Below are 20,962 nucleotides of genomic sequence, written 5' to 3'. Positions count from 1 at the left end.
GAACCGGCGCCCACGGGCGGCCCGGCACCAGGCCGCCCACGGGTCGCTGACGGGCCGCCGCCTGCTGCCGGGCCGCCGCCCACCGCCGGGACCGGACCGCCTGCCGCCATGTCCGTCACCCATGGGCGGCCCGGCTCCTACGGCTCCTACGGCTGCTGCGACTGCTTCGAGTCCTGCGGCGGGGCGTCCTCGCCGCCCGAGGCCGCCACGTAGCCGCCGACGCCCAGCGCGCCCGCGATCACGGCCGCGGTGACGCCGAGGACGATCCGGCGCTTGCGGACCGCGTCGGCCTTGTGGCGTGCCGAGCCGGGGCGGCGTGCGCCCGTGGGGCGCGGGGCGCGGGCGGTGCCGAGGGGCCCGCCGGAGAGCTCGTCGGGGCCGGGGACGCGCATGGAGGTGTGGGTGTCCCGGTTGGAGTCGGTGGAGGCGCCGGGGACCAGCGGTACGGCGGCCCGGCGCGGGGCGGCCTCGCCCGCCGCGCCCGCGCTCGCGCCGCCCGTCGCGTACGGGTCCTCCTCGGGCTCCGCCGGGTCGGCGTCCGGCTCGTCGACGTCGAGCGGCGGGATGCCCTTGAGCATGGGCAGCACGTCGCGCAGCCGGCTCCCGAGCTCCGAGGCGCGCAGCCGGGAGGCGGGCGCCTTGGCCAGGCACTGGACGATCAGCTGCCACAGCTCCTCGGGGATGCCGGGCAGCGGGACGACGGTCTCGGTGACGTGCCGGCGGAGGACGGCGCCGGGGTGGCCGCCGCCGAACGGCGTGAAGCCGGCCAGCAGCTCGTACAGGACCGTGGCGAGGGCGTAGATGTCGACGGCGGCGCGCGGCGGCAGGCCCTCGACGATCTCGGGGGCGAGGTAGTCGGGGGTGCCGATGATCCGGGTGGCCTTGGTGCGGCCGGGCGTGTCGATGAGCTTGGCGACGCCGAAGTCGGTGAGGAGGGCGGGGTGGGCGCCGCCGGGGCCGAGCGGGCCCTCCATGTCGAGCAGGATGTTCTCGGGCTTGACGTCGCGGTGGACGACGCCTGCCTTGTGGGCGACGGCGAGGGCGTCGGCGACGTCGGCGATGATCGCGACGGCGGCCTCGGGCGCGAGCCGGCGCTCGCGGTCGAGGCGGGTGCGCAGGTCGGTGCCGCGGACCAGGTCCATGACGAGCGCGAGGTCGTTGCCGTCGACGACGAGGTCGCGGACGGAGACGACGTGCGGGTGGTCGAGCCCGAGCAGCGCGGTGCGCTCCTGGACGAAGCGTCCGACGAGTTCCTGGTCGGAGGCGAGGTCCTCGCGCAGCAGCTTGATGGCGACGGGGCCCTCGGGGCCCTCGCCGAGCCACACCGTGCCGGCGCTGCCCCGCCCGAGGATCTGGTGGGCCGTGTAGCGGCTGCCGATATTCCGTGCCAAGACTGCTCCCTCAGCGGCTGCGGTTCGGCTCAAAGTTACGCGTCCGAGGGCGTCGACCGGCACTTCCGAGGGGAAATCACCCCTCGGAAGTCGACAAATCGACACCCTGGCCTGCCGCCGGGCGCCTCAGCGGGCGTCGGTCACTGCCCCGTACCGCCGGTGGCACCGCTGCCGCCGGTGTCGCCGCTGCCGCTGACGCTGTCGCCGAGCGAGGAGACCCAGTCGGTGAAGGAGCTGATGCCGTCGCCGATGGCCTCCCAGTAGCCCTTGCCCTGGGCGACCCAGTCCTGGAGCGGCGTGAGCTCCCAGATGAGCCAGCCCGCGACCACGAACAGCAGGATCGTGAACAGGCAGCCCTTGAGGCAGCCGAGGCCGGGGATGCGCATCGGGTTGGCGCTGCGCTGACGCGGCGGACGCGGCTCGCGCGGCACCGGGGCGGGCGCGGGCGCCGGGGGCGGCGGCTGCGGCGGCGCGTACTGCTGCTGCGGCTGCGGCGCGTACTGCTGCCGCTGGGGCTGCTGGTACGGCTGGGGCTGCGGGGCCTGCTGGTACGGCTGGGGCTGCGGGGCCTGCGGAGGTCGCTGCTGCCGGTACTGCTGCGGCGGCTGCTGGCCCGGCCCCGGCCCGTAGCCCTGCTGCGGCGCGCCCTGCGGCGGCTGCGGGCGCCGCTGCGGACGGCGGCGCAGCGGGTCGTCGTTCGGGTCGAGGTACTGCACCTGCGTCTGCTCGTTGCGGTCCCGCAGGGCGCCGAGCTGGGTCTGCCAGGGGTGCGGCTGCTCGGGCGGCGCGTCCTGCGGTACGGGCGGCATGACCGCGGTCGGGTCGGCGGCCTCCACGGGAGCGCCGGGCGGGCCGCTGGTCGGCATCACGCTGGTCGCCGCCGCCGGGTCGTACTGCGGCGGCTGCGGCACGCCCGCCGGGGCGGCCGAGCCGCTGGGCAGCACCTGGGTGGCGCCGGCCGGGTCGACGCCCGGGGTCTCGGGGACCGGCGCCGGGGCCGGGTCGGGCGCGAGCAGCGCGCCGACGCCCTCGGCGGCCTCGATCTGGGCCGGCGTGGCGTGCACGCCGATGCCGGCGGCGACCGTGCGCAGGCCGCGGGCCAGGTTCTGGGCGCTGGGCCGGCGGTCCGGGTCCTTGCTGAGGCAGCGCTCTATCACCGTCCACAGCGGGCCGGGGACGGTCGAGGGGCGGCGCGGCTCCTCGCTGAGGTGGCGGTGCAGGACCTCGAGGGCCGTGCCGCCGGCGAACGGCGGGCGGCCGGTGACCAGCTCGTAGAGGAGGATGCCGGCGCCGTAGACGTCGACGGCGGAGGTCTGCGGGCGGCCCTCCGCGGACTCGGGCGCGACGTACGCGGGCGTGCCGACGAACTCGTGGGTGCGGGTCAGGCCCGGGGAGTCGGCGAGGCGCGCGATGCCGAAGTCGGTCAGCATCGGGAACATCGCGCCGTCCCGTTCGGCGAGCAGCACGTTCGCCGGCTTGAGGTCGCGGTGGACGACGCCGTCGGCGTGGCTGGCGGCGAGCGCGTCGGCGATCTGCGCGGTGAGCAGGGCGGCGGCGACCGGCGTGAGCGGGCCGTTCTCCCGGATGTAGCGGTGCAGGTCGGGGCCCTCGACGAGGTCCATGACGAGCGCGAGGACGTCGCCTTCCACGACCAGGTCGCGGGTGCGCACGATGTTGGGGTGGGTGAGCCGGAGCAGCACGGACCGCTCGCGCAGGAAGCGCATGACGATGTCCGCGTCGTTGGCCAGCTCCTCCTTGAGGACCTTGATCGCGACGGTCTCGCCGGGCTGGCCGGGCACGGCTGCCTCGGCGCCGGCCGTCTCCCGCTGGCGGGCTCGCCAGACGGTGCCCGTGGCGCCGCGGCCGAGCGGCTCCTCGAGCAGGTACTTGCTGCCGATAGGCCGCACGTCACGCGCTCCCTGCTGATCGTGGTCCTGGGATCCCAGGCGCCGGGGCCCGGGATTCTGCGTCGTAGTCTCCCCGGGGTCCCTGTGTTGTTCTGTGACCCGTCCGGGTGTCCGACCCACTTTAGTGCCGCCGAACGGGTCATCGACCGTCCGCGAGATGGCCGATTCCGCTGCCGTACGTGTCCGGAAAAGAGACGCCCGGCGCGGGTCGCAGGTTGCGGGAAGAGCGGCGAGACGTACGCAACCAGGCGAAATAGCGTCCATGCGCGACCGAACAAGATCACTTCCGGGCGACCCGTGGGCGTGTTGTCAGTGGCAGGTGCGAGGATGCCTGCAGCACGTCGTGTCGGGGACGGGAGCCCCGCGCCGTGCCGACCTGTACCGGACGACGCGTCCGTGCGGGGCGGGGGGTTGCCAGTGGTCCGGTTCCCCTGCCCGGTGCGTCGCGCAGAAGGGACCGCTGACGGCGATGCAGATCCGGCTGACCGTCCTCGCGCCGCACGCCGGCCACGGCCTCGGGCGCGCCTGCGACGTGCTCGTCACCGCGCCCGCGGGGACCGAGCTGGCCGCCGTGGCCTCCTCGCTCGCCACGGCGGTCTCCGGCCCCGACACCTCCTCCTCCGGGACCACCGTGCTGTACGCGGGCGGGGAGCGGCTCGACAGCCGCCGCTGCCTGCTCGGCGAGCCGCCGCTGGTCGACGGGGCCGTGCTCTCCCTCCAGGTCCCGGGCCCGGACGACGCCATAGGCGAGGGCGCCCCGGCCCGGCTGCACGTGGTGGCCGGACCGGATGCCGGCGGTGTGCATCTGCTGCACGGCGGAGCGATCAGAATCGGCCGTTCTGTGGACGCGGACGTGCCGCTCGACGACCCGGACGTCTCCCGCGCCCACTGCACGGTGACGGTCGGCCCGGACGGCCGCGTCACGGTCACCGACGAGGGCTCCACCAACGGCACCGCGCTCGACGGTGCCGCGGTCGGCCCGCGCCCCGTGCGCTTCCCGCCCGGCGGCACGCTGCGGGTCGGCGAGTCCGCCCTGCGGCTGACCGGCCACGGCGGCCCGTCCGACGCGGCCCTCGCCACGGCGCCTGACGGCGAGGGTCACCTCCGGGTGACCCTCGCCGGCGACCCCGCCGGCACGCCGGCCGAGCCGGGCCCGGCCGCGTACGCCCCGGCGCACGGCGGTGCTCCCGTCCCGGGCGCCCGGGACGGGAGCACCGCCCACGCCCAGGACGCCACCCACGGCCAGGGCCGGTCCTACGGGCAGGAGCGGACACCCGGCCGGGGCGACGGCGAGGACACCGGCGCCGGCCTCGCGCACGCACGCGCGGAGGAGCCCGCCGAACCCGAGGCCGGGATCGAGTCCCACAGCCGGAACCGGCAGCCCCGCCGGCGCGGCCTCGGCGCCTGGGCCCGCCGGCTCGCGGGCGCCCGGGACGACGCCCGGGACGGCGAGTACGGCGTGGCGCCCGTGCCCGTGTTCACCGGCGCCCGCCCCGGTACCGCGCCCGGCGGCGACCCCGGCAGCCCGCCCGACACCTGGCCCGATCCGGCCGCCGTGCTGCTCACCGCCCTCGGCCCGGGGCCGCGCCTGTGGGAGCGGGACGCCGGACATCCCGAGGCGCTGGTGGTCCGGCTCGGCACGACGGACCGCGCCGATCTGTCCGGAGTGCCCGTCACCGTGGGGCTGCGCGAGGTCGGTTCGCTCGGCCTCGCCGGACCCGCGCCGCGGCTCGCCGGTCTCGCCCGCTCCGTGGTGGCCCAGCTCGCCGCCCTGCACGCCCCGGGCGACCTGGAGATCGTCCTGGTCAGCGCCGACCGGAACCGGCCGCTCGACGAGCGCCGCCGGGCCTGGGCCTGGCTCGGCTGGCTCCCGCACACCCGGCCCGCGCACGGCCAGGACTGCCGGCTGCTCCTCGCCTACGACCGGGAACAGGCCCACGCCCGCTTCACCGAACTCACCCGCCGCCTGGACGACGGCCCGCTCGGCCCCGGCTGGCCCAGCGCCGACAAGGCGGCCGTCGCCGAGGCCGCCGCCCGCCACGAGGGACCCGCGACCGTCGTGATCGTCGACGGCGACCCGGGCACCGCCGCGCTGCGCGAGACGGCGGCGCGGCTCGCCGGCGCCGGCCCGGCCTCCGGCATCCACCTGCTCTGCCTCGCCGAGGCGCCCGCCGCCTCACCGTCCTCCCCCGTCGCGGCCACCTACGAGACGGCCTGCGCCGCCTCCCTCGCCTTCCGCGAGTGCGGGGCGGCGGCGCTGCTCAGCGGCGACGTGGCGACCGCGCTGCGACTGCTGCGGACGGCCGGCGGCCGGGCCGCGGGGCACGGCACGGTCGGCGTCGTCGACGCCGTGTCCGTCGCCTGGGCGGAGCGCTTCGGCCGCGCCCTGGCCCCGCTGCGGACGGAGACCGCCGGACACCACGGACCGGGCAGGGCCGCCGCCGCGCTGCCGCCGTCCGCCCGGCTCCTGGACGAGCTGGGCCTGGCCCGGGCCACGCCCGCCTCCCTGATGGCCCGCTGGGCCTCCGCCGCGGACGGCACCGCGGTCCTGGGCGCGGGCCCGCGCGGCCCGGTCGCCGTGGACCTCACGCAGGAGGGCCCGCACCTGCTCGTCGAGGGCCCGGCGGGCAGCGGCCGTACGGAGCTGCTGCGCGCGATCGCCGCCTCGCTGGCCGCCGGGGCCCGCCCCGACCGGCTCGGCCTGCTCCTCGTCGACGGCGCGGGCGGCGAGCGCGGCGAAGGCCTCGCGGCCTGTACGGAGCTGCCGCACGTGACCGAGCACCTGGTCGCCTCGGACCCGGTGCGGATGCGGGAGTTCGCGCAGGCCCTGGGCGCCGAGCTGAAGCGCCGCGCCGAACTCCTCGGCGACACCCACTTCGCCGACCGCCGCTCGGCCCGGCTGATCGGCCAGCGCTCCGCGAGCCCGGCCGAGTCCGTACCGGCCGCCGCCCGCGTCCCGGAGGCCCGCACGGCGGCCGCCCCCGCGGCCCCGGCCGCCGGGGGCACCCCGCCCCCGGGCTCGGACCTCCTCGCCGACCGCGCCAGCGGCCGCACGCTGCGCGTGGCACCCGACGGCGCGGTCGGCGACGCGCCGGGCAACCGCGCCCCTCGCAGCGGCGCCTTCCCGCTCGGCGACACGGCGAGCGGCCGGACGCCGCGTCCGCGCGAGGTGTACGACCAGCAGACCGACACCACCACGTACCGCACTCCGCCGCCCGGCGCCGACCTCCTCGGCGACCGGCCCAGCGGACGCACCCTGCGGCTGACGGCCGACGCCCTGGGCGACACGCCGAGCAGCCGGACCGACCCGGTCCGCAGCGGCCCGGCGGCGGAGGGCGCCGGCGCGCTGCCGCGCCTGGTCGTCCTCGTGGACGACTTCGACGCGCTGGTCGCACCCGCGCTCGGCGCACCGGGCCGCCCGGCGGCCGGCTCAGTGGTCCGCGCGCTGGAGGCGGTCGCGCGGAACGGGGCGCGGCTCGGCGTCCACCTGATCGCGGCCTCGGCACGCCCGGACCGCACGGCGGACACGGAACTGGCCCACGGCGCCCGCCTGCGCATCGTCCTCGACCCGCCTCCCGCCTCGCCCGGCCCGGACGCACCGCAGCCGGGCCGCGGCCGGCTGGGCCACCCGGACGGCCGAGTGACGCCGTTCCAGGCGGGCCGGGTCACCGGCCGCATCCCGCGCACGGCGACGCTGCGCCCGACCGTCGTCCCGCTGGAGTGGGAACGCATGGGCGACCCGCCGGCCCGCCGCCCGGTCCGCGAACTGGGCAACGGCCCGACCGACCTGGCCCTCCTCGCCAGCGCCCTGGACCGCGCGGCCCGCTCGGTGGAGGCCACACCGATACCGCCCCTGGTGTCGCCGACCCACGCCTGAATCCCGTACCGCCCGGGGAGTCCAGCGGGCTCGGGAAACGGCGGAACCGCCCTCGAGCCCCGCTTGACGCCACGTCACGACCGCATCACGAATGCCCACTTGACACGCAAGGCGCTATTGCGGCCCCTCCGCACCCGGCGTAGACCTGAGCGCACGGGACCGGAAAACGCGGGAGAGGCGGGGCTCGGATGCGTAACGGCAGAACTCTTCGACTCGGTGTCGTGGCGGCGGTCGCCGTACTCGCGGCCACGGGCTGCGGTGGCGGCGGCGACGACAACGGCGGCGGAAACGGCACCCAGCCCGGCACCTCGGCGCCGGGCAACGCGCCAGGCGTCGCGCTGCCCTCCCTCAAGGGCGAGAAGATCGAGGTCGCCGCCGTCTGGACGGGCCCCGAACAGGCCAACTTCACCAAGGTCCTGAAGGAGTTCGAGAAGCGCACGGGCGCGACCGTCACCTTCGTGCCCGCCCAGGACCCGATCGTGAACTTCCTCGGCACGAAGATCGCCGGCGGCTCGCCGCCGGACGTCGCGATGCTGCCGCAGGTCGGCGCGATCCAGCAGGCCGCCGCCCAGAAGTGGCTCAAGCCGCTCGGACCGGAGGCGAAGGCCCAGCTGGAGAAGAACTACTCGAAGGGCTGGCAGGACCTCGGCGCGGTCGACGGCACGTCGTACGGCGTGTACTTCAAGGCCGCCAACAAGTCCCTGGTCTGGTACAACGCGACGGCGTTCGACAACGCGGGCGCGAGCGAGCCGAAGACGTGGAAGGACTTCCTCGCCACCGCCGAGACGATCTCCGCCTCGGGCGTGACGCCGGTGTCGGTCGGCGGCGCGGACGGCTGGACGCTCACCGACTGGTTCGAGAACGTCTACCTCTCGCAGGCGGGCCCGGAGAAGTACGACCGGCTCGCCGGGCACACCCTCAAGTGGACCGACCCGTCCGTCGCCCAGGCGCTCACCACGCTCGCCGAGCTGTTCGGCAAGCCGGCCCTCATCGCGGGCGGCACGAACGGCGCGCTGCAGACCGAGTTCCCGGTGTCCGTGACGCAGACCTTCACGGGCGGCGACCAGCCGAAGGCGGCGATGGTCTTCGAGGGCGACTTCTCGGCGGTGAACATCGCGGAGACCGGCGCGAAGATCGGCACGGACGCGAAGGTGTTTTTGTTCCCCGCCGTCGGCGACGGCGCGGCGCCCGTGGTGACCGGCGGCGACGCGGCGGTGGCGCTGAAGGACAGCAAGGGCGCGCAGGCCCTGCTCACCTTCCTGGCCTCGCCCGACGCGGCCAGGATCTGGGCGGCGGAGGGCGGCTTCCTGTCGCCGAACAAGGCGCTCGACCCGGCGGCGTACCCGAACGAGGTCCAGCGGAAGATCGCCACGTCGCTGATCGGCGCGGGCGACGGCTTCCGCTTCGACATGTCGGACCAGATGCCGCAGTCGTTCGGCGGGACGCCCGGGAAGGGCGAGTGGAAGGCGCTCCAGGACTTCCTGAAGAACCCGAAGGACGTGGCGGGCACCCAGGCGAGGCTGGAGGCCGAGGCGGCCAAGGCGTACAAGGACTGAGCGATGACGGGCACCCGCAAGACCGCCGCCGACGCCCGCCACGACACCGAGGGGCCCCGCCCTCGGTCCGGGCCCCGGTCCCGGACCCGCTCCCCCTCCCGGTCCGGGGCCCGGACCGGAGCCCGGACCGGGACCCGCACGCGCAGGACCGTGACGGCCGCGGCGTTCCTCCTCCCCGCCCTCGTCCTCCTGGGCGCGCTGGTCGTCTATCCCATCGGGTACTCGGTCCAGCGGTCCTTCTTCGACCGGTCCGGAGAGTCGTTCGCGGGCCTGGACAACTACGTCACGCTGTTCACGGACGACACGATCCGCACCGCCGTCCGCAACAACCTGATCTGGGTGGTCGTCGCCCCGGCCGTGGCGACGGCACTCGGCCTGATCTTCGCGGTGCTCACCGAACGGGTGCGCTGGGGAACGGCGTTCAAGCTGGTCGTCTTCATGCCGATGGCGATCTCGATGCTCGCCGCCGGGATCATCTTCCGGCTGGTGTACGAGCAGGACCCGGACCGCGGCGTGGCCAACGCCGTGTGGGTCGGGGTGCACGACACCTTCGCCGAGTCGTCGGGCTTCCCGCGCGCCCGGCCCCTGCCGGTGCACCCGCTGGAGGCGGCGGGCGGCGGCGCGTACGTCACCAAGGCGCCGGTGCGCGCCGGGGAGCCGGTGGCGCTGCCGCTGATCGGTGTGCCACCGGCGCGGATGCCCGGGGACGCCCGGCCGGCCCGCGCCCCGGCCGCCTCCGGCGGCGGGATCTCGGGCACGGCGTGGCTGGACTTCACCCGGGGCGGCGGCGGGAAGCCGAACGCCGTCGACCCGAAGGAGCTGGGCCTGAAGGGCCTGCGGATCGAGGCCGTGAAGGACGGCGAGGTCGTGGCCCGGACGACGGCCGGCGCCGACGGCACCTTCACGCTGCCGGCCGTCGCCGACGGCGCGGTGCTGCGGCTGCCCGCGAGCAACTTCCGCGAGCAGTACAACGGCGTGGCGTGGCTCGGCCCCCACCTCGTCACTCCGGCGATCATCGGCAGTTACGTGTGGATGTGGGCCGGATTCGCGATGGTGCTGATCGCCGCCGGGCTCGCGGGACTGCCGCGTGACGTCCTGGAGGCGGCGCGGGTCGACGGGGCGAACGAGTGGCAGGTGTTCCGGAGGATCACGGTCCCGCTGCTGGGGCCGGTCCTCGGCGTCGTCCTCGTGACGCTGATGATCAACGTCCTGAAGGTCTTCGACCTGGTCTTCATCATCGCGCCGGGCTCGGCACAGGACGACGCGAACGTGCTCGCGCTCCAGCTGTACCGCTCGTCGTTCGGCACGGACGCGGACCTCGGCGTGGGCTCGGCGATCGCCGTGCTGCTCCTGCTGCTGGTCCTGCCGGTGATGGCGGTCAACATCCGCCGCATGCGAAGGGAGAACCGCCGATGACGTCCTTCGCCTCGGACAAGGCCGACCGCCCGGGCGGGGACCCCGCGGCCCGTCCCGCCGCCGAGCCCTCCGCGCGGCCCGCGCGGGCCCGTACGTCCCCCTCCGGCACGGCCGCGCGCCTGGCCGCGCGGGCCGCGTCCGGCGGGATGCGGCTCTTCCTCGTCCTGGTGGCGCTGTTCTGGCTGATGCCGACGGTCGGGCTGCTGCTGTCCTCGCTGCGCTCGCCGTCCGACATCGCGTCGAGCGGCTGGTGGCAGGTCTTCACGGCCCCGGCGCAGCTGACCACCGAGAACTACCGCGATCTGCTCGCGAACGACGCGATCACCGGCTCGCTCGTCTCCACGGTCCTGATCACGGTGCCGGCGACGCTCCTGGTGATCGTGATCGGCTCCTTCGCCGGCTACGCCTTCGCGTGGCTGGACTTCCCGGGCCGCGACTGGTGGTTCCTGCTGGTCGTCGCGCTGCTGGTGGTGCCGGTGCAGGTGGCGCTGGTGCCGGTGTCGAAGCTGTTCGGCGCGGTCGGGATCTTCGAGACGACGCTGGGCGTGGTGCTGTTCCACACGGCGTTCGGCCTGCCGTTCGCGATCTTCCTGCTGCGGAACTTCTTCGCGGAGATCCCGCGCGAACTCCTCGAGGCGGCCCGGCTCGACGGCGCCGGCGAGATCCGGCTGTTCACCCGGGTGGTCCTGCCGCTGGGCGGCCCGGCGGTGGCGTCGCTGGGCATCTTCCAGTTCCTGTGGGTGTGGAACGACATGCTGGTGGCCCTGATCTTCGCGGACGCCCAGTCCCCGCCGATCACGGTGGCCCTGCAGCAACAGGTCCGCCAGTTCGGCAACAACGTCGACGTCCTCGCCCCGGGCGCCTTCGTCTCGATGCTGATCCCGCTGCTCGTCTTCTTCGCCTTCCAGCGCCAGTTCGTCTCGGGCGTGATGGCGGGCGCGGTGAAGTGACCACGGCCCGACGACCGCCCGGGGCGCGGGCCGCGTCACCGGAACGGGCGCCACGTCCGTAGCAAAAGCGACAAAGCGGACTACAGTGCGGTGGGGTGACGACCGATCCGCCCGCGCCCGACCCCACCCGCACCACCGGACCGCCGCCCGACGGGGCCCGTGCCGGCGCGAGCGGCCCGCCCCCGGACGGAGCCGCCCGCGCCCGCACCACGGACCCGCCGGCCGGCCGGGGCGCCGGCCGAGGAGACGGGTCGCTGCCCGCGCTCAGACGATCGCCGTTCGAGTCCGAGACCTTCACCTCCGCGACCTTCGTGACCGTCGGTCGCGGGCCGCTGCTCGCGCTCGTCGCCGTCTGGGTGCTCACCCGTGCCGGGATGCTGCTGCTCCTGGTCCGCGACGACCTCGGCATCGGCGGGGTCGCCAGCGAGGTGTCCGGGCTCTACCGGCACTGGTACGGCCAGTTCGCGCACGGCACCTTCCCGCCCCACGACGTCACCTGGCAGTACCCGCCGGGCGCGGGCCTGGTCATCATGTCGCCGGGCGCCCTGCCCTGGCTCACGTACTTCCAGGCCTTCGTCGCCCTCGCCCTGCTCGCCGACGCCGCCGTCACCGCCGCGCTCGCCCGCGCCGACAGCGCCCGGCTCACCCACGGCGCCTGGTACTGGACCCTCGGCCTGCCGCTGCTCCTGCACATCCCGCTCGCCCGCTACGACGTGCAGACCACCGCCCTCGCCGTCCTCGCGCTGCTCGCCCTCACCTCCCGCCGCGCCGCCGCCCACCGGATCGGCGGCGTGCTCGCCGGCATCGGCGCCATGGTCAAGGTCTGGCCCGCGCTCGCCCTGATCGGCACCCCGCGCGGCCGCACCACCCGCGAGGCCTGGACCGCCGCCGCGGCCACCGCCGCGACCCTGCTCGCCGTCCTCGCCCTGCTCTTCGCCGAACCCCTCGGCTTCCTGCGCCAGCAGGGCGACCGGGGCGTCCAGATCGAGTCGCTCGGCGGCACCGGGCTCGCCCTCGCCGGGGCGGCCGGCATCTGGCCGGGCGCTGCGCAGTTCCGTTACGGCGCCTTCGAGTACGTCGGCCCGTACGTCTCCACCATCGGCCACCTGGCGCTGTTCCTCACCGCCGCCGCCTTCATCTGGCTGGTGTTCTGGCGGATCAGGGCCGGCCGCTGGACCGAGGCCACCCCGCTCGACGCGGCCCTCGCCGCCGTCCTGCTGTTCACCGTCACCAGCCGGGTGATCAGCCCCCAGTACATGATCTGGCTGCTCGGCCTCGCCGCCGTCTGCCTCACCTCCCGCCGCACCGTCATGCGCCCGGTCGCCCTGCTGCTCCTCCCGGCCGCGGCCCTCAGCGCCCTCGCGTACCCGGTGCTCTACCTGGACGTCGTCGCCGGCACCTGGCAGGGCCTCACCGTGATGGCCCTGCGCAACGCGCTCCTCCTCGCCGCGGCGGTGCTCGCCGCCCGCCGCCTGTGGACGTCGACGGTCACCTCGTAGCCGGGCACGACGCAGGGGCGCCCCCGCCGTTCGTGCCGGCGGGGGCGCCCCTTCCTGCGCCGCGGAGGGCGTCAGCTGTGGGTGCGCAGCAGCGAGCGCATCGTCCGCATCGCGACCGACAGGTTCGCCAGGTCGAAGGCGTCCGAGCCCTGGATCTCCTCCAGGGTGGTGCGCGCGCGGCCCAGGATCGCGCTGTTCTTGTCCTCCCACGCCTTGAACCGCTGTTCCGGCGTCGAGGTGCCGTTCCCGGCCGCCAGGACGTCCGAGGTCAGCGCGGCGTGCGCGGCGAAGAGGTCCTCGCGGATGGAGGCGCGGGCCATCGACTGCCAGCGGTCGGCCCGCGGCAGCTCGATGATGCGGTCCATCAGGTCGGTGATCCGCAGCCGGTCGGCCAGGTCGTAGTAGACCTCGGCGACCGCCAGCGGGTCCTTGCCGGTGCGGTCCGCGATCGCGACGATGTCGAGCGTCGGGAAGGCGGAGGAGAACCCGGCCACGCGCAGCGCCAGCTCCTCCGGGACGCCGACGCCGGTCAGCTCGTCGAAGATCGACTGGTACCACTCCAGGTCCGCGCCGCGCAGCAGCTGCGGCAGCTTCTCCCAGACCTGCCCGACCCGGTCCGCGAAGAACTCGATGGTCTCGCCGATCTGGAGCGGCTGCGGCCGGTTGTTGAGCAGCCAGCGGGTGCCGCGCTCGACGAGCCGGCGCGAGTGCAGCCGCATCCGGGTCTGGAACTCGGCGGCGACCTTGTTGTCGAGGGCCTCGACGGCGTCCCAGACCTCGCCCAGGCGGAAGATCGTGCGGGCCGCGGTCTGCGCGCGCACGATCTCCTCGACCGACGCGCCGGACTCCTCGCGCAGGCGGTGCAGGAAGGTCGAGCCGCCGGTGTTGACGGTGTCGTTGACCAGGACCGTGGTGACGATCTCCCGGCGCAGCGGGTGGTTGTCGACGGCCTCGGCGAACTTCTCGCGCAGCTGCGTCGGGAAGTACGCGTGGAGCAGCCCGCGCAGGTACGGGTCGTCCGGCAGGTCGGTGCCGATCAGCTCGTCGGCCACCGTGATCTTGGTGTACGCGAGGAGGACGGCGAGCTCCGGCTGGCTGAGGCCGCGGCCGGTGTTGAGCAGCTCGCGGATCTGCCGGTCGTTGGGCAGGAACTCCAGCGAGCGGTCGAGCGCGCCGTCGCGGCCCAGGCGGCGCATGAAGCGCTGGTGGGCGTGGAGCAGGGACGGCGACTGGGCGACGGCGTTGGCCAGGGCGGTGTTCTGCGCGTAGTTGTTGCGCAGCACGAGCGCGCCGACCTCGTCCGTCATCTCGGCGAGGATCTTGTTGCGCTGCTTGACGGTCATGTCGCCCTCGGCGACCAGTCCGTTGAGCAGGATCTTGATGTTGACCTCGTGGTCGGAGGTGTCCACGCCGGCGCTGTTGTCGATGGCGTCGGTGTTGACCTTGCCGCCCTCGCCCTCGGGTCCGCCGGAGCGGGCGAACTCGATGCGGCCCAGCTGGGTCGCGCCGAGGTTGCCGCCCTCGCCGATGACCTTGGCGCGGACGTCCTGGCCGTCGACGCGGATGGCGTCGTTGGCCTTGTCGCCGACCTCGGCGTTCGACTCGGCGGAGGACTTCACGTACGTGCCGATGCCGCCGTTCCACAGCAGGTCGACGGGCGACTGCAGGATCGCCTTCATCAGCTCGGCCGGTGTCATCTTGGTGACGCCCGCCTCGATGCCGAGGGCGGCCCGCATCTGCGCGTTGACCGGGATCGACTTGGCGGTGCGCGGGTGGACGCCGCCGCCGGCCGAGAGCAGCGCGGTGTCGTAGTCGGCCCAGGAGCTGCGGGGCAGCTCGAAGAGGCGGCGGCGCTCGGCGTACGAGGTGGCCGCGTCCGGGGTCGGGTCGACGAAGATGTGGCGGTGGTCGAAGGCCGCGACGAGCCGGATGTGCTCGGAGAGCAGCATGCCGTTGCCGAAGACGTCGCCGGACATGTCGCCGACGCCGACGACGGTGAAGTCCTGGCTCTGGGTGTCGTGGCCCAGCTCGCGGAAGTGCCGCTTGACCGACTCCCAGGCGCCGCGGGCGGTGATGCCCATGCCCTTGTGGTCGTAGCCGGCGGAGCCGCCGGAGGCGAAGGCGTCGCCCAGCCAGAAGCCGTACTCCTCCGCGACGCCGTTGGCGATGTCGGAGAAGGTCGCGGTGCCCTTGTCGGCGGCGACGACCAGGTAGGTGTCGTCCTCGTCGTGGCGGACCACGTCGGCCGGGGGCACGACCTCGCCGGCGACCAGGTTGTCGGTGATGTCGAGCAGCGCCGAGATGAAGGTCTTGTACGAGGCGACGCCCTCGGCCAGCCAGGCGTCACGGTCGACCGACGGGTCGGGGAGCTGCTTGGCGACGAAGCCGCCCTTGGCGCCGACCGGCACGATGACGGTGTTCTTCACCATCTGCGCCTTGACCAGGCCGAGGATCTCGGTGCGGAAGTCCTCGCGGCGGTCGGACCAGCGCAGACCGCCTCGGGCGACCTTGCCGAAGCGCAGGTGGACGCCCTCGACGCGCGGCGAGTACACCCAGATCTCGAAGGCGGGCCGCGGCGCCGGCAGGTCGGGGATGGCCTGCGGGTCGAACTTCATCGACACGTACGGGTGCCGCTTGCCGTCCGCGGTCTTCTGGAAGAAGTTGGTCCGCAGCGTCGCCTTGATGACTGTGAGGAAGGAGCGCAGGATGCGGTCCTCGTCGAGCGAGGCGACCTGGTCGAGGGCGCCGTCCAGCTCCTCGAGGAGTCCGTCGATCAGTTCGGTGCCGGCGCGCTGGCGCTCCGGCGCCATCCGGGCCTCGAAGAGGGAGACGAGCAGCCGGGTGGTGTGGACGTTGTTGCGGAGGGTGTCCTCCATGTAGTCCTGGCTGAACGTCGAACCGGCCTGGCGCAGGTACTTCGCGTAGGCGCGCAGCACCATCGCCTCGCGCCAGGTGAGCCCGGCGGACAGGACGAGCGAGTTGAAGCCGTCGTTCTCGGCCTCGCCGGTCCAGGTGGCGGCGAAGGCCTCCTGGAAGCGCTCGCGGGCGTCGTCGCCGAGGTAGTCGCCGCCGTTGCCGGAGGGCTGCGGCATCCGCAGGCCGAAGTCGTAGACCCAGGCGTGGGTGCGGTCGGCGCAGCGCAGCTCGTACGGGCGCTCGTCGGTGACCTCGACGCCGAGCCGGTTGAGGACCGGGAGCACGGCGGACAGCGAGATCTGCTCGCCCGTCTTGTAGATCTTGAAGCGGCGCTCGCCGGTGCCGGAGGCGACCGGCTCGTAGAGGGAGAGCGCGAAGTCCTTGCCGCTGTCGGCCAGGGCCTCCAGGTGGCACAGGTCGGCGACGGCGGCGCGCGGCGAGTGGTCGGCCTTGTAGCCCTCGGGGAAGGCGTTGCCGTAGCGGCGCAGCAGCTCCGCGGCACGCTCCTCGCCCAGCTCGGCGTTGAGCGCCTCGCCGAAGCCGTCGGCCCAGGAGCGGGCGGCGTCGGCGAGCCGGGACTCGATGCGGTCGACGTCGGCCTCGGTCAGCTTGCTGAGCACGGTGCCGGGCTCGACGCGGATGACGAAGTGCAGCCGCGACAGGATCGACTCGGTGTTCCAGGCCGTGAAGTCGACGCTGGTGCCGTTCAGCTCCTCCTTGAGGAGGTCGATGATCCGCAGCCGGACGCGGGTGGTGTAGCGGTCGCGCGGCAGGTAGACGAGCGCCGAGTAGTAGCGGCCGTACTCGTCCTGGCGCAGGTAGAGGCGCAGGCGCCGCCGCTCCTGGAGGTACAGGACGCTGGTGACGATGGACTGCAGCTCGTCGACCGGGGTCTGGAAGAGCTCGTCGCGCGGGTAGGTCTCCAGGATCTGGAGCAGGTCGCGGCCGTCGTGGCTGCTCGGCGAGAAGCCGGCGCCCTCCAGGACCTCCTGGACCTTGCGCTTGACGACGGGGACGCGGCGCACGGACTCGGTGTACGCGGCCGAGGAGAACAGGCCGAGGAAGCGGCGCTCGCCGATGACGTTGCCGTCGGCGTCGAACTTCTTCACGCCGACGTAGTCGAGGTACGAGGGCCGGTGCACGGTCGAGCGGCTGTTGGCCTTCGTCAGGATCAGCAGCTTGTGCTCGCGCGCCTTGGCGCGGGCGTCGGCGGGCAGCCGGCTGAAGGACGGCGAGACGGGGTGGGCGTGGTGGTCGTCGCCGCTGTGGTGCGGGTCGGAGCGCAGGATGCCGAGGCCGGTGCCGGGGATGGCGGCCAGGGCGTCACCGTTGACGAGCTCGTACTCGCGGAAGCCGAGGAAGGTGAAGTGGTCGTCGGCGAGCCAGCGGAGCAGCTCGCGGGCCTCCTCGACCTCGGTGGGCCGCAGGTCGGAGGCGGTGGGCTCGTCGGCCAGGCCGTCGGCGATGCGCAGCGCGGAGTCGCGCATCTTCTCCCAGTCCTCGACGGCCTCGCGGACGTCGGACAGGACGCGCAGCAGGTCGTTGGTGATCTGCTTGAGGTCGGCCTTGTCGGTCTCGCGGTCGATCTCGACGTGGATCCACGACTCGGTCAGCGCGTCGTGGGGCAGCTCGCCCTCGGGCCGCCTGGCGAGCACCTCGATGAGCCTGCCGGTGACGTCACGGCGGACCGTGACCTGCGGGTGGATGACCACGTGGATGCCACGGCCCTGGCGCGACAGCTCGTTCGTCACGGAGTCGACGAGGAAGGGCATGTCGTCGGTGACGACCTCGACGACGGAGTGGCTGCAGGTCCAGCCGTTCTCCTCGACCGTCGGGGTGTGCACGCGGACGTTCGCGGTGCCCTGCGGCCGGTTCTCGGCCAGCCGGTAGTGCGAGAGCGCGGCGCCGAAGACGTCGACGGGGTCGCGGTCGGCCAGGTCCTCGGGCGCGGTGTGCAGGTAGTAGCGCTGGAGGTAGTCGAGCACGGTCGCGTGGTCCGGACGCTTCCCGTTGTCCGGCCCTGTCGGAAGTCGCCCCCCGACCGGGCTGTTCTCAGCTACCCGGGCGGCCCGATCGAGCAGCTCGGCCTTGGCTTCGTCCAGCTTGGTCTGCATGTCCTCTGACTCCTGTCGCGCGCCGTTGCGTGACGTCGGTGGAAGAAAGGACACAACGCCACGACGCGGTGGTACCGGTCGAAAGAGACGTTATGCCGCGATGAGAGATGCCCGGGCGCTTCTCGGCCACCGGGCGGGAATCGGCGTACGCACTCTCGGCCCGGCCGCTGCGGCGGCCCGGGCGGAAGCCGGGGGCTGCGCTGCCCCCACGGCGTATCGCGCTGATCACGCTAGAAGCCTATCGCTGATGACCCCCCGGCCGTCATGAGCCTTATGTGTACAAAAGCGGGGCGGGAAGTTTGACAGTGTGGACAGCGACGAATGTTCTCCCGGGCACACACCGACATCAGGGGCCTGACGGATCTGGGAGTCGCCATGGCGAAGATCTTGATCGTGACCGGGGACGCGGCGGAGTCGCTGGAGGTGTTGTACCCGTACCAGCGGCTCCTCGAAGAGGGGTACGAGGTCGACATCGCGGCCCCGTCCCGCAAGCGGCTGCGCTTCGTGGTCCACGACTTCGAGCCGGGCTACGACACGTACACGGAGAAGCCCGGCTACACCTGGCCCGCCGACCTGGCCTTCTCGGAGGTCGACCCCGGCGCGTACGTGGCGGTGGTCGTCCCGGGCGGCCGGGCGCCGGAGTACCTGCGCAACGACCCGGAGCTCCGCAAGATCCTCAAGTCCTTCTTCGACGCGGACAAGCCGGTCGCCCAGATCTGCCACGGCCCTCTGCTGACCGCCGCCCTGGGCTCCCTGGAGGGCCGCCGCGTCACGTCGTACCCGGCGCTCGAACTCGACATGCAGGCGGCGGGCGCGACGTTCCAGGACACGGAGGCCGTGGTGGACGGCCGCCTGGTCTCGTCCCGGGCCTGGCCGGACCACCCGAGCTGGATGCGGGAGTTCCTGAAGGTGCTGCGGGAGGCGAAGGCGTAACGCCCCCGCGTCGGCCCCGGCCCGGCCCGCGGGCCGGGGATGACCGCGCGGCCTGGGGCCCGATCCGCCGGACGGGCCCTCGCCGGACGGGCCCTCGCCGGACGAGCTCGTCCGCGAGGTGCGCGTCGGTCCCGGCCGCCCGGCCCGCCGGGGCCGGGGCGACCACGCGTCCTAGACGAGCTCGTCCGCGACGGCGACCGCCTCCGCGAGCGAGTCGACGACCGGCACGCCCGCCGCCGCCAGGCTGCGGCGGCTGTGCGAGCCGCCCGTGTACAGCACGGCCTTCGCCCCCACGTGCGCCGCCGCACGGGCGTCGTCCGCCGCGTCGCCGATGACGACGATCCGCGCGGCGTCCACCTTCAGGGCCGCCAGGTGGCGCACCATGTGCCCGGACTTCCCGTCCGTCGACCGGTCGGTCCGTCCGTCCATCCGCACGAACCGCTCGGCGATCCCGTGCCGCCGCACCAGCGGTATCAGCTCCTCGTGCGGCGCGAGCGAGAGCAGCGACTGCGTGTGCCCGGCCGTCTGCCGCGCGGCCAGCAGGTCCGCCGCGCCGGCGGTGAGCCCGCAGCCCTCGGCCTGGGCCCAGTAGTGGCGGTGGAACGCGTCGTCCATGACGAGCCACTCCTCGTCGGTGGGCAGCCGCCCCATCAGCCGTTCGTAGAACTTGGGCACCGGCACCGTGTACAGCTCGCGGTACCGCTCCAGGGTGATCGACGCGAGCCCCAGCTCGGCGAAGGCCGCGTTGGTGGCGCCGATCACCGCGCCGATGTCGTCGAGCAGAGTGCCGTTCCAGTCCCAGACCAGGTGCTTGCCGAGCCTGCCGTGCGTGCCGTGCGTCCCCATGGGAGGCCACGGTACCGGTCCGCTCCGACAGCCGGCGCTGCCGAGCGGCCGGCGCGGCCCTGGCGGACCCGGTCAGCGACAAGGCCTGGCAGCCGGGCAGCGGCTCAGCGGAGCAGCGCGGCGGGGCGGGGCGGGCGAGGCGAGGAACGGGCGGTCGAGCAGCGCGACGACCCGGCGGCGGCTCAGCCGAGCAGCGCGGGGATCTCCTGCACGCCGAACCAGAGCAGTTCGTGGTCCTCGGCACCGTCGACGACGAACTGGGCGTCGTCGTCGCCCTGGTCCGCCGCTCCGAGCGCGTCCGCGGCGGCCGAGACGTCCGCCTCGGCGTCGTCCGCGTCGGCGTGCACGGCCGCGGCCTTGGCCAGCGGCACGGCGGCGGCGATCCGCACCTCGCCGAGCGCGCCCGGGTCGAGCCCGCGGTCGGGGTCCACGACGGCGTCCTTGTCGGGGACGTCGACGGCGACGACGACCCGGCGGCGGGCGGCCTCGGGGTCACCGGCGAGCAGCCGGAGCGAGGCGGCCGCGGCGCGGTTGAGGGCGGCGTACTCCAGCTCCTCGATGTCGTCGGACACGTACCACTCCCGCAGGGCGGGCGTGACGGCGTAGGCGGTCAGCGGTCCGGGACCGAGCTCGCCCGCCTTGTGCGCCTGTGCGAGACCGGGGAGGGTCAGGGGTACGTACACGCGCATGGCTGGCCGCTTTCGTAGTCGGAGACGCCCTCAGGATACGTGCGCACCCCCGGCCACCGGGACCCCGCACCCGCCCGGGACGGGCCTCGCGGCCCCCGGCCGTCCCCCTGATAGGTGAACCACTCCGGGTGACCGCCGGAGGGTGATCCCGGCTTGCCGGTCCGGCGGCCGACCCCGTACAAGATCCCCCGACGGGGGTTACCGATCGGTACGGCTCGGTGACTCAACGCGACGAACACGGGGATCGCCATGACCACTTCTCCACGCACCGCACCACGCCGCCCTTCCGGCCCCTCCGGGCCCTCCCGGCCGTCCGGCCCCGCGGGCACCCGCCCGCGCGGCCGGGCCGGCACCGCTCCCCGCCGCCTGGTCCCGCCGCACGTCATGTTCGCGGAGCGGCTGCTCGCGGTCCTGAGCGGGGAACGGCCGGTGCACTGGATGCTCGGCCGCACGATCGGCGAGGCGTACGAGCAGCTCGTCCGGCTCGCCCCGGCCACGCCGCTCCGCTCCCCCGGCCCGCGCCCGGTCCTGCGGCGCTGCACGGCCCACCTGCCGGGCCACGACACGGCCGTCGAGGCCTTCGCCACCATCGCCACGGGCGACCGCGTCCGCGCCATGGCCTTCCGCCTCGAACGCGGCGAAGACCACCGCTGGCGCTGCGCGGCCGTGGAACTCGACGGCCTGCCCCCGGGCCCGGACGCGGGCTTGGGACGGCCGGGACGGCCGTAGACCCGCACGGCAGACCGGCAGGGGGGCGCGGGGGCCCGGGGCCCCGTGGCCAGCGCGGCAGGGGCGGAGCGGGGGCCCGGGGGCCCCGTGGCCCAGCCCGGCAGGGGCGGAGCGGGGGCCCGGGGGCCCCGTGGCCCAG

General features: G+C 74.6%; 12 protein-coding genes. 7 read left to right on the top strand and 5 right to left on the bottom strand.

From position 1 onward, the window contains the following. Positions 1-146: 146 nt before the first annotated feature. Positions 147-1,391 (bottom strand): serine/threonine-protein kinase, encoded by a 1,245-nt coding sequence (locus ESG85_RS27220; protein ID WP_128983752.1) that lies wholly within the window; start codon positions 1,389-1,391, stop codon positions 147-149. 140 nt (positions 1,392-1,531) lie between these two features. Beyond that, positions 1,532-3,298, bottom strand: coding sequence for a serine/threonine-protein kinase (locus ESG85_RS27215; protein WP_128983750.1), 1,767 nt, complete (start codon positions 3,296-3,298; stop codon positions 1,532-1,534). A gap of 469 nt (positions 3,299-3,767) precedes the next feature. On the opposite strand from ESG85_RS27215, the gene ESG85_RS27210 reads away from it, so the two are divergent. The 5 genes from ESG85_RS27210 to ESG85_RS27190 all read left to right on the top strand — a co-directional run bounded on the left by ESG85_RS27210 (position 3,768) and on the right by ESG85_RS27190 (position 12,596). Continuing rightward, entirely contained in the window at positions 3,768-7,175 is a 3,408-nt protein-coding gene (locus ESG85_RS27210) for an FtsK/SpoIIIE domain-containing protein (protein WP_128983749.1), read from the top strand. 188 nt (positions 7,176-7,363) lie between these two features. Continuing rightward, entirely contained in the window at positions 7,364-8,731 is a 1,368-nt protein-coding gene (locus tag ESG85_RS27205) for an ABC transporter substrate-binding protein (RefSeq protein ID WP_128983747.1), read from the top strand. A 3-nt stretch (positions 8,732-8,734) separates the two neighbouring features. Continuing rightward, positions 8,735-10,147, top strand: coding sequence for a carbohydrate ABC transporter permease (locus ESG85_RS27200; RefSeq protein WP_128983745.1), 1,413 nt, complete (start codon positions 8,735-8,737; stop codon positions 10,145-10,147). Beyond that, positions 10,144-11,097 carry a carbohydrate ABC transporter permease gene (locus tag ESG85_RS27195; protein WP_181019130.1) on the top strand — a complete coding sequence of 318 codons (954 nt, stop codon included), beginning with the start codon at positions 10,144-10,146 and terminating at the stop codon, positions 11,095-11,097. The genes ESG85_RS27200 and ESG85_RS27195 overlap by 4 nt, the downstream gene beginning before the upstream one ends. Before the next feature lie 311 nt (positions 11,098-11,408). Beyond that, a complete protein-coding gene (locus ESG85_RS27190; RefSeq protein ID WP_246095315.1) occupies positions 11,409-12,596 on the top strand; it encodes a glycosyltransferase 87 family protein in 1,188 nt (395 codons plus the stop codon). Positions 12,597-12,667: 71 nt separating this feature from the next. Here the strand turns inward: ESG85_RS27190 and ESG85_RS27185 are convergent, their stop codons facing one another. After that, the gene (locus ESG85_RS27185) at positions 12,668-17,626 is read right to left on the bottom strand and encodes an NAD-glutamate dehydrogenase (RefSeq protein ID WP_128983743.1); all 4,959 of its coding nucleotides are present in this window, start codon (positions 17,624-17,626) and stop codon (positions 12,668-12,670) included. Between the two features lie 375 nt (positions 17,627-18,001). Between ESG85_RS27185 and ESG85_RS27180 the strand changes: the two genes are divergently transcribed. Next, positions 18,002-18,559 carry a DJ-1/PfpI family protein gene (locus ESG85_RS27180; protein WP_128983741.1) on the top strand — a complete coding sequence of 186 codons (558 nt, stop codon included), beginning with the start codon at positions 18,002-18,004 and terminating at the stop codon, positions 18,557-18,559. 171 nt (positions 18,560-18,730) lie between these two features. On the opposite strand, the gene ESG85_RS27175 is transcribed toward ESG85_RS27180, so the two are convergent. After that, a complete protein-coding gene (locus ESG85_RS27175) occupies positions 18,731-19,405 on the bottom strand; it encodes an HAD family hydrolase (protein WP_128983739.1) in 675 nt (224 codons plus the stop codon). A 182-nt stretch (positions 19,406-19,587) separates the two neighbouring features. Then, positions 19,588-20,094 carry a DUF6912 family protein gene (locus ESG85_RS27170; protein ID WP_128983737.1) on the bottom strand — a complete coding sequence of 169 codons (507 nt, stop codon included), beginning with the start codon at positions 20,092-20,094 and terminating at the stop codon, positions 19,588-19,590. A gap of 249 nt (positions 20,095-20,343) precedes the next feature. On the opposite strand from ESG85_RS27170, the gene ESG85_RS27165 reads away from it, so the two are divergent. Then, on the top strand, positions 20,344-20,823 hold the full coding sequence (locus ESG85_RS27165; protein WP_128983735.1) for an Rv3235 family protein: 480 nt from the start codon (positions 20,344-20,346) through the stop codon (positions 20,821-20,823). The last annotated feature ends 139 nt before the right edge of the window (positions 20,824-20,962 follow it).

Origin of the sequence: Streptomyces roseicoloratus (assembly GCF_004117935.1) — a bacterium.
GTDB lineage: Bacteria > Actinomycetota > Actinomycetes > Streptomycetales > Streptomycetaceae > Streptomyces > Streptomyces roseicoloratus.
The sequence above is the reverse complement of the archived record's forward strand: the minus strand, read 5'-3'. Positions and strand labels throughout refer to the sequence as shown.

Excerpts from the sequence above, each read along its gene's own strand:
- ESG85_RS27210 (WP_128983749.1), top strand. The coding sequence starts at position 3,768 with ATGCAGATCCGGCTGACCGTCCTCGCGCCGCACGCCGGCCACGGCCTC.
- ESG85_RS27205 (WP_128983747.1), top strand. The coding sequence starts at position 7,364 with ATGCGTAACGGCAGAACTCTTCGACTCGGTGTCGTGGCGGCGGTCGCC.
- ESG85_RS27200 (WP_128983745.1), top strand. The coding sequence starts at position 8,735 with ATGACGGGCACCCGCAAGACCGCCGCCGACGCCCGCCACGACACCGAG.
- ESG85_RS27195 (WP_181019130.1), top strand. The coding sequence starts at position 10,144 with ATGACGTCCTTCGCCTCGGACAAGGCCGACCGCCCGGGCGGGGACCCC.
- ESG85_RS27185 (WP_128983743.1), bottom strand. The coding sequence starts at position 17,626 with ATGCAGACCAAGCTGGACGAAGCCAAGGCCGAGCTGCTCGATCGGGCC.
- ESG85_RS27180 (WP_128983741.1), top strand. The coding sequence starts at position 18,002 with ATGGCGAAGATCTTGATCGTGACCGGGGACGCGGCGGAGTCGCTGGAG.
- ESG85_RS27175 (WP_128983739.1), bottom strand. The coding sequence starts at position 19,405 with ATGGGGACGCACGGCACGCACGGCAGGCTCGGCAAGCACCTGGTCTGG.
- ESG85_RS27170 (WP_128983737.1), bottom strand. The coding sequence starts at position 20,094 with ATGCGCGTGTACGTACCCCTGACCCTCCCCGGTCTCGCACAGGCGCAC.
- ESG85_RS27165 (WP_128983735.1), top strand. The coding sequence starts at position 20,344 with ATGACCACTTCTCCACGCACCGCACCACGCCGCCCTTCCGGCCCCTCC.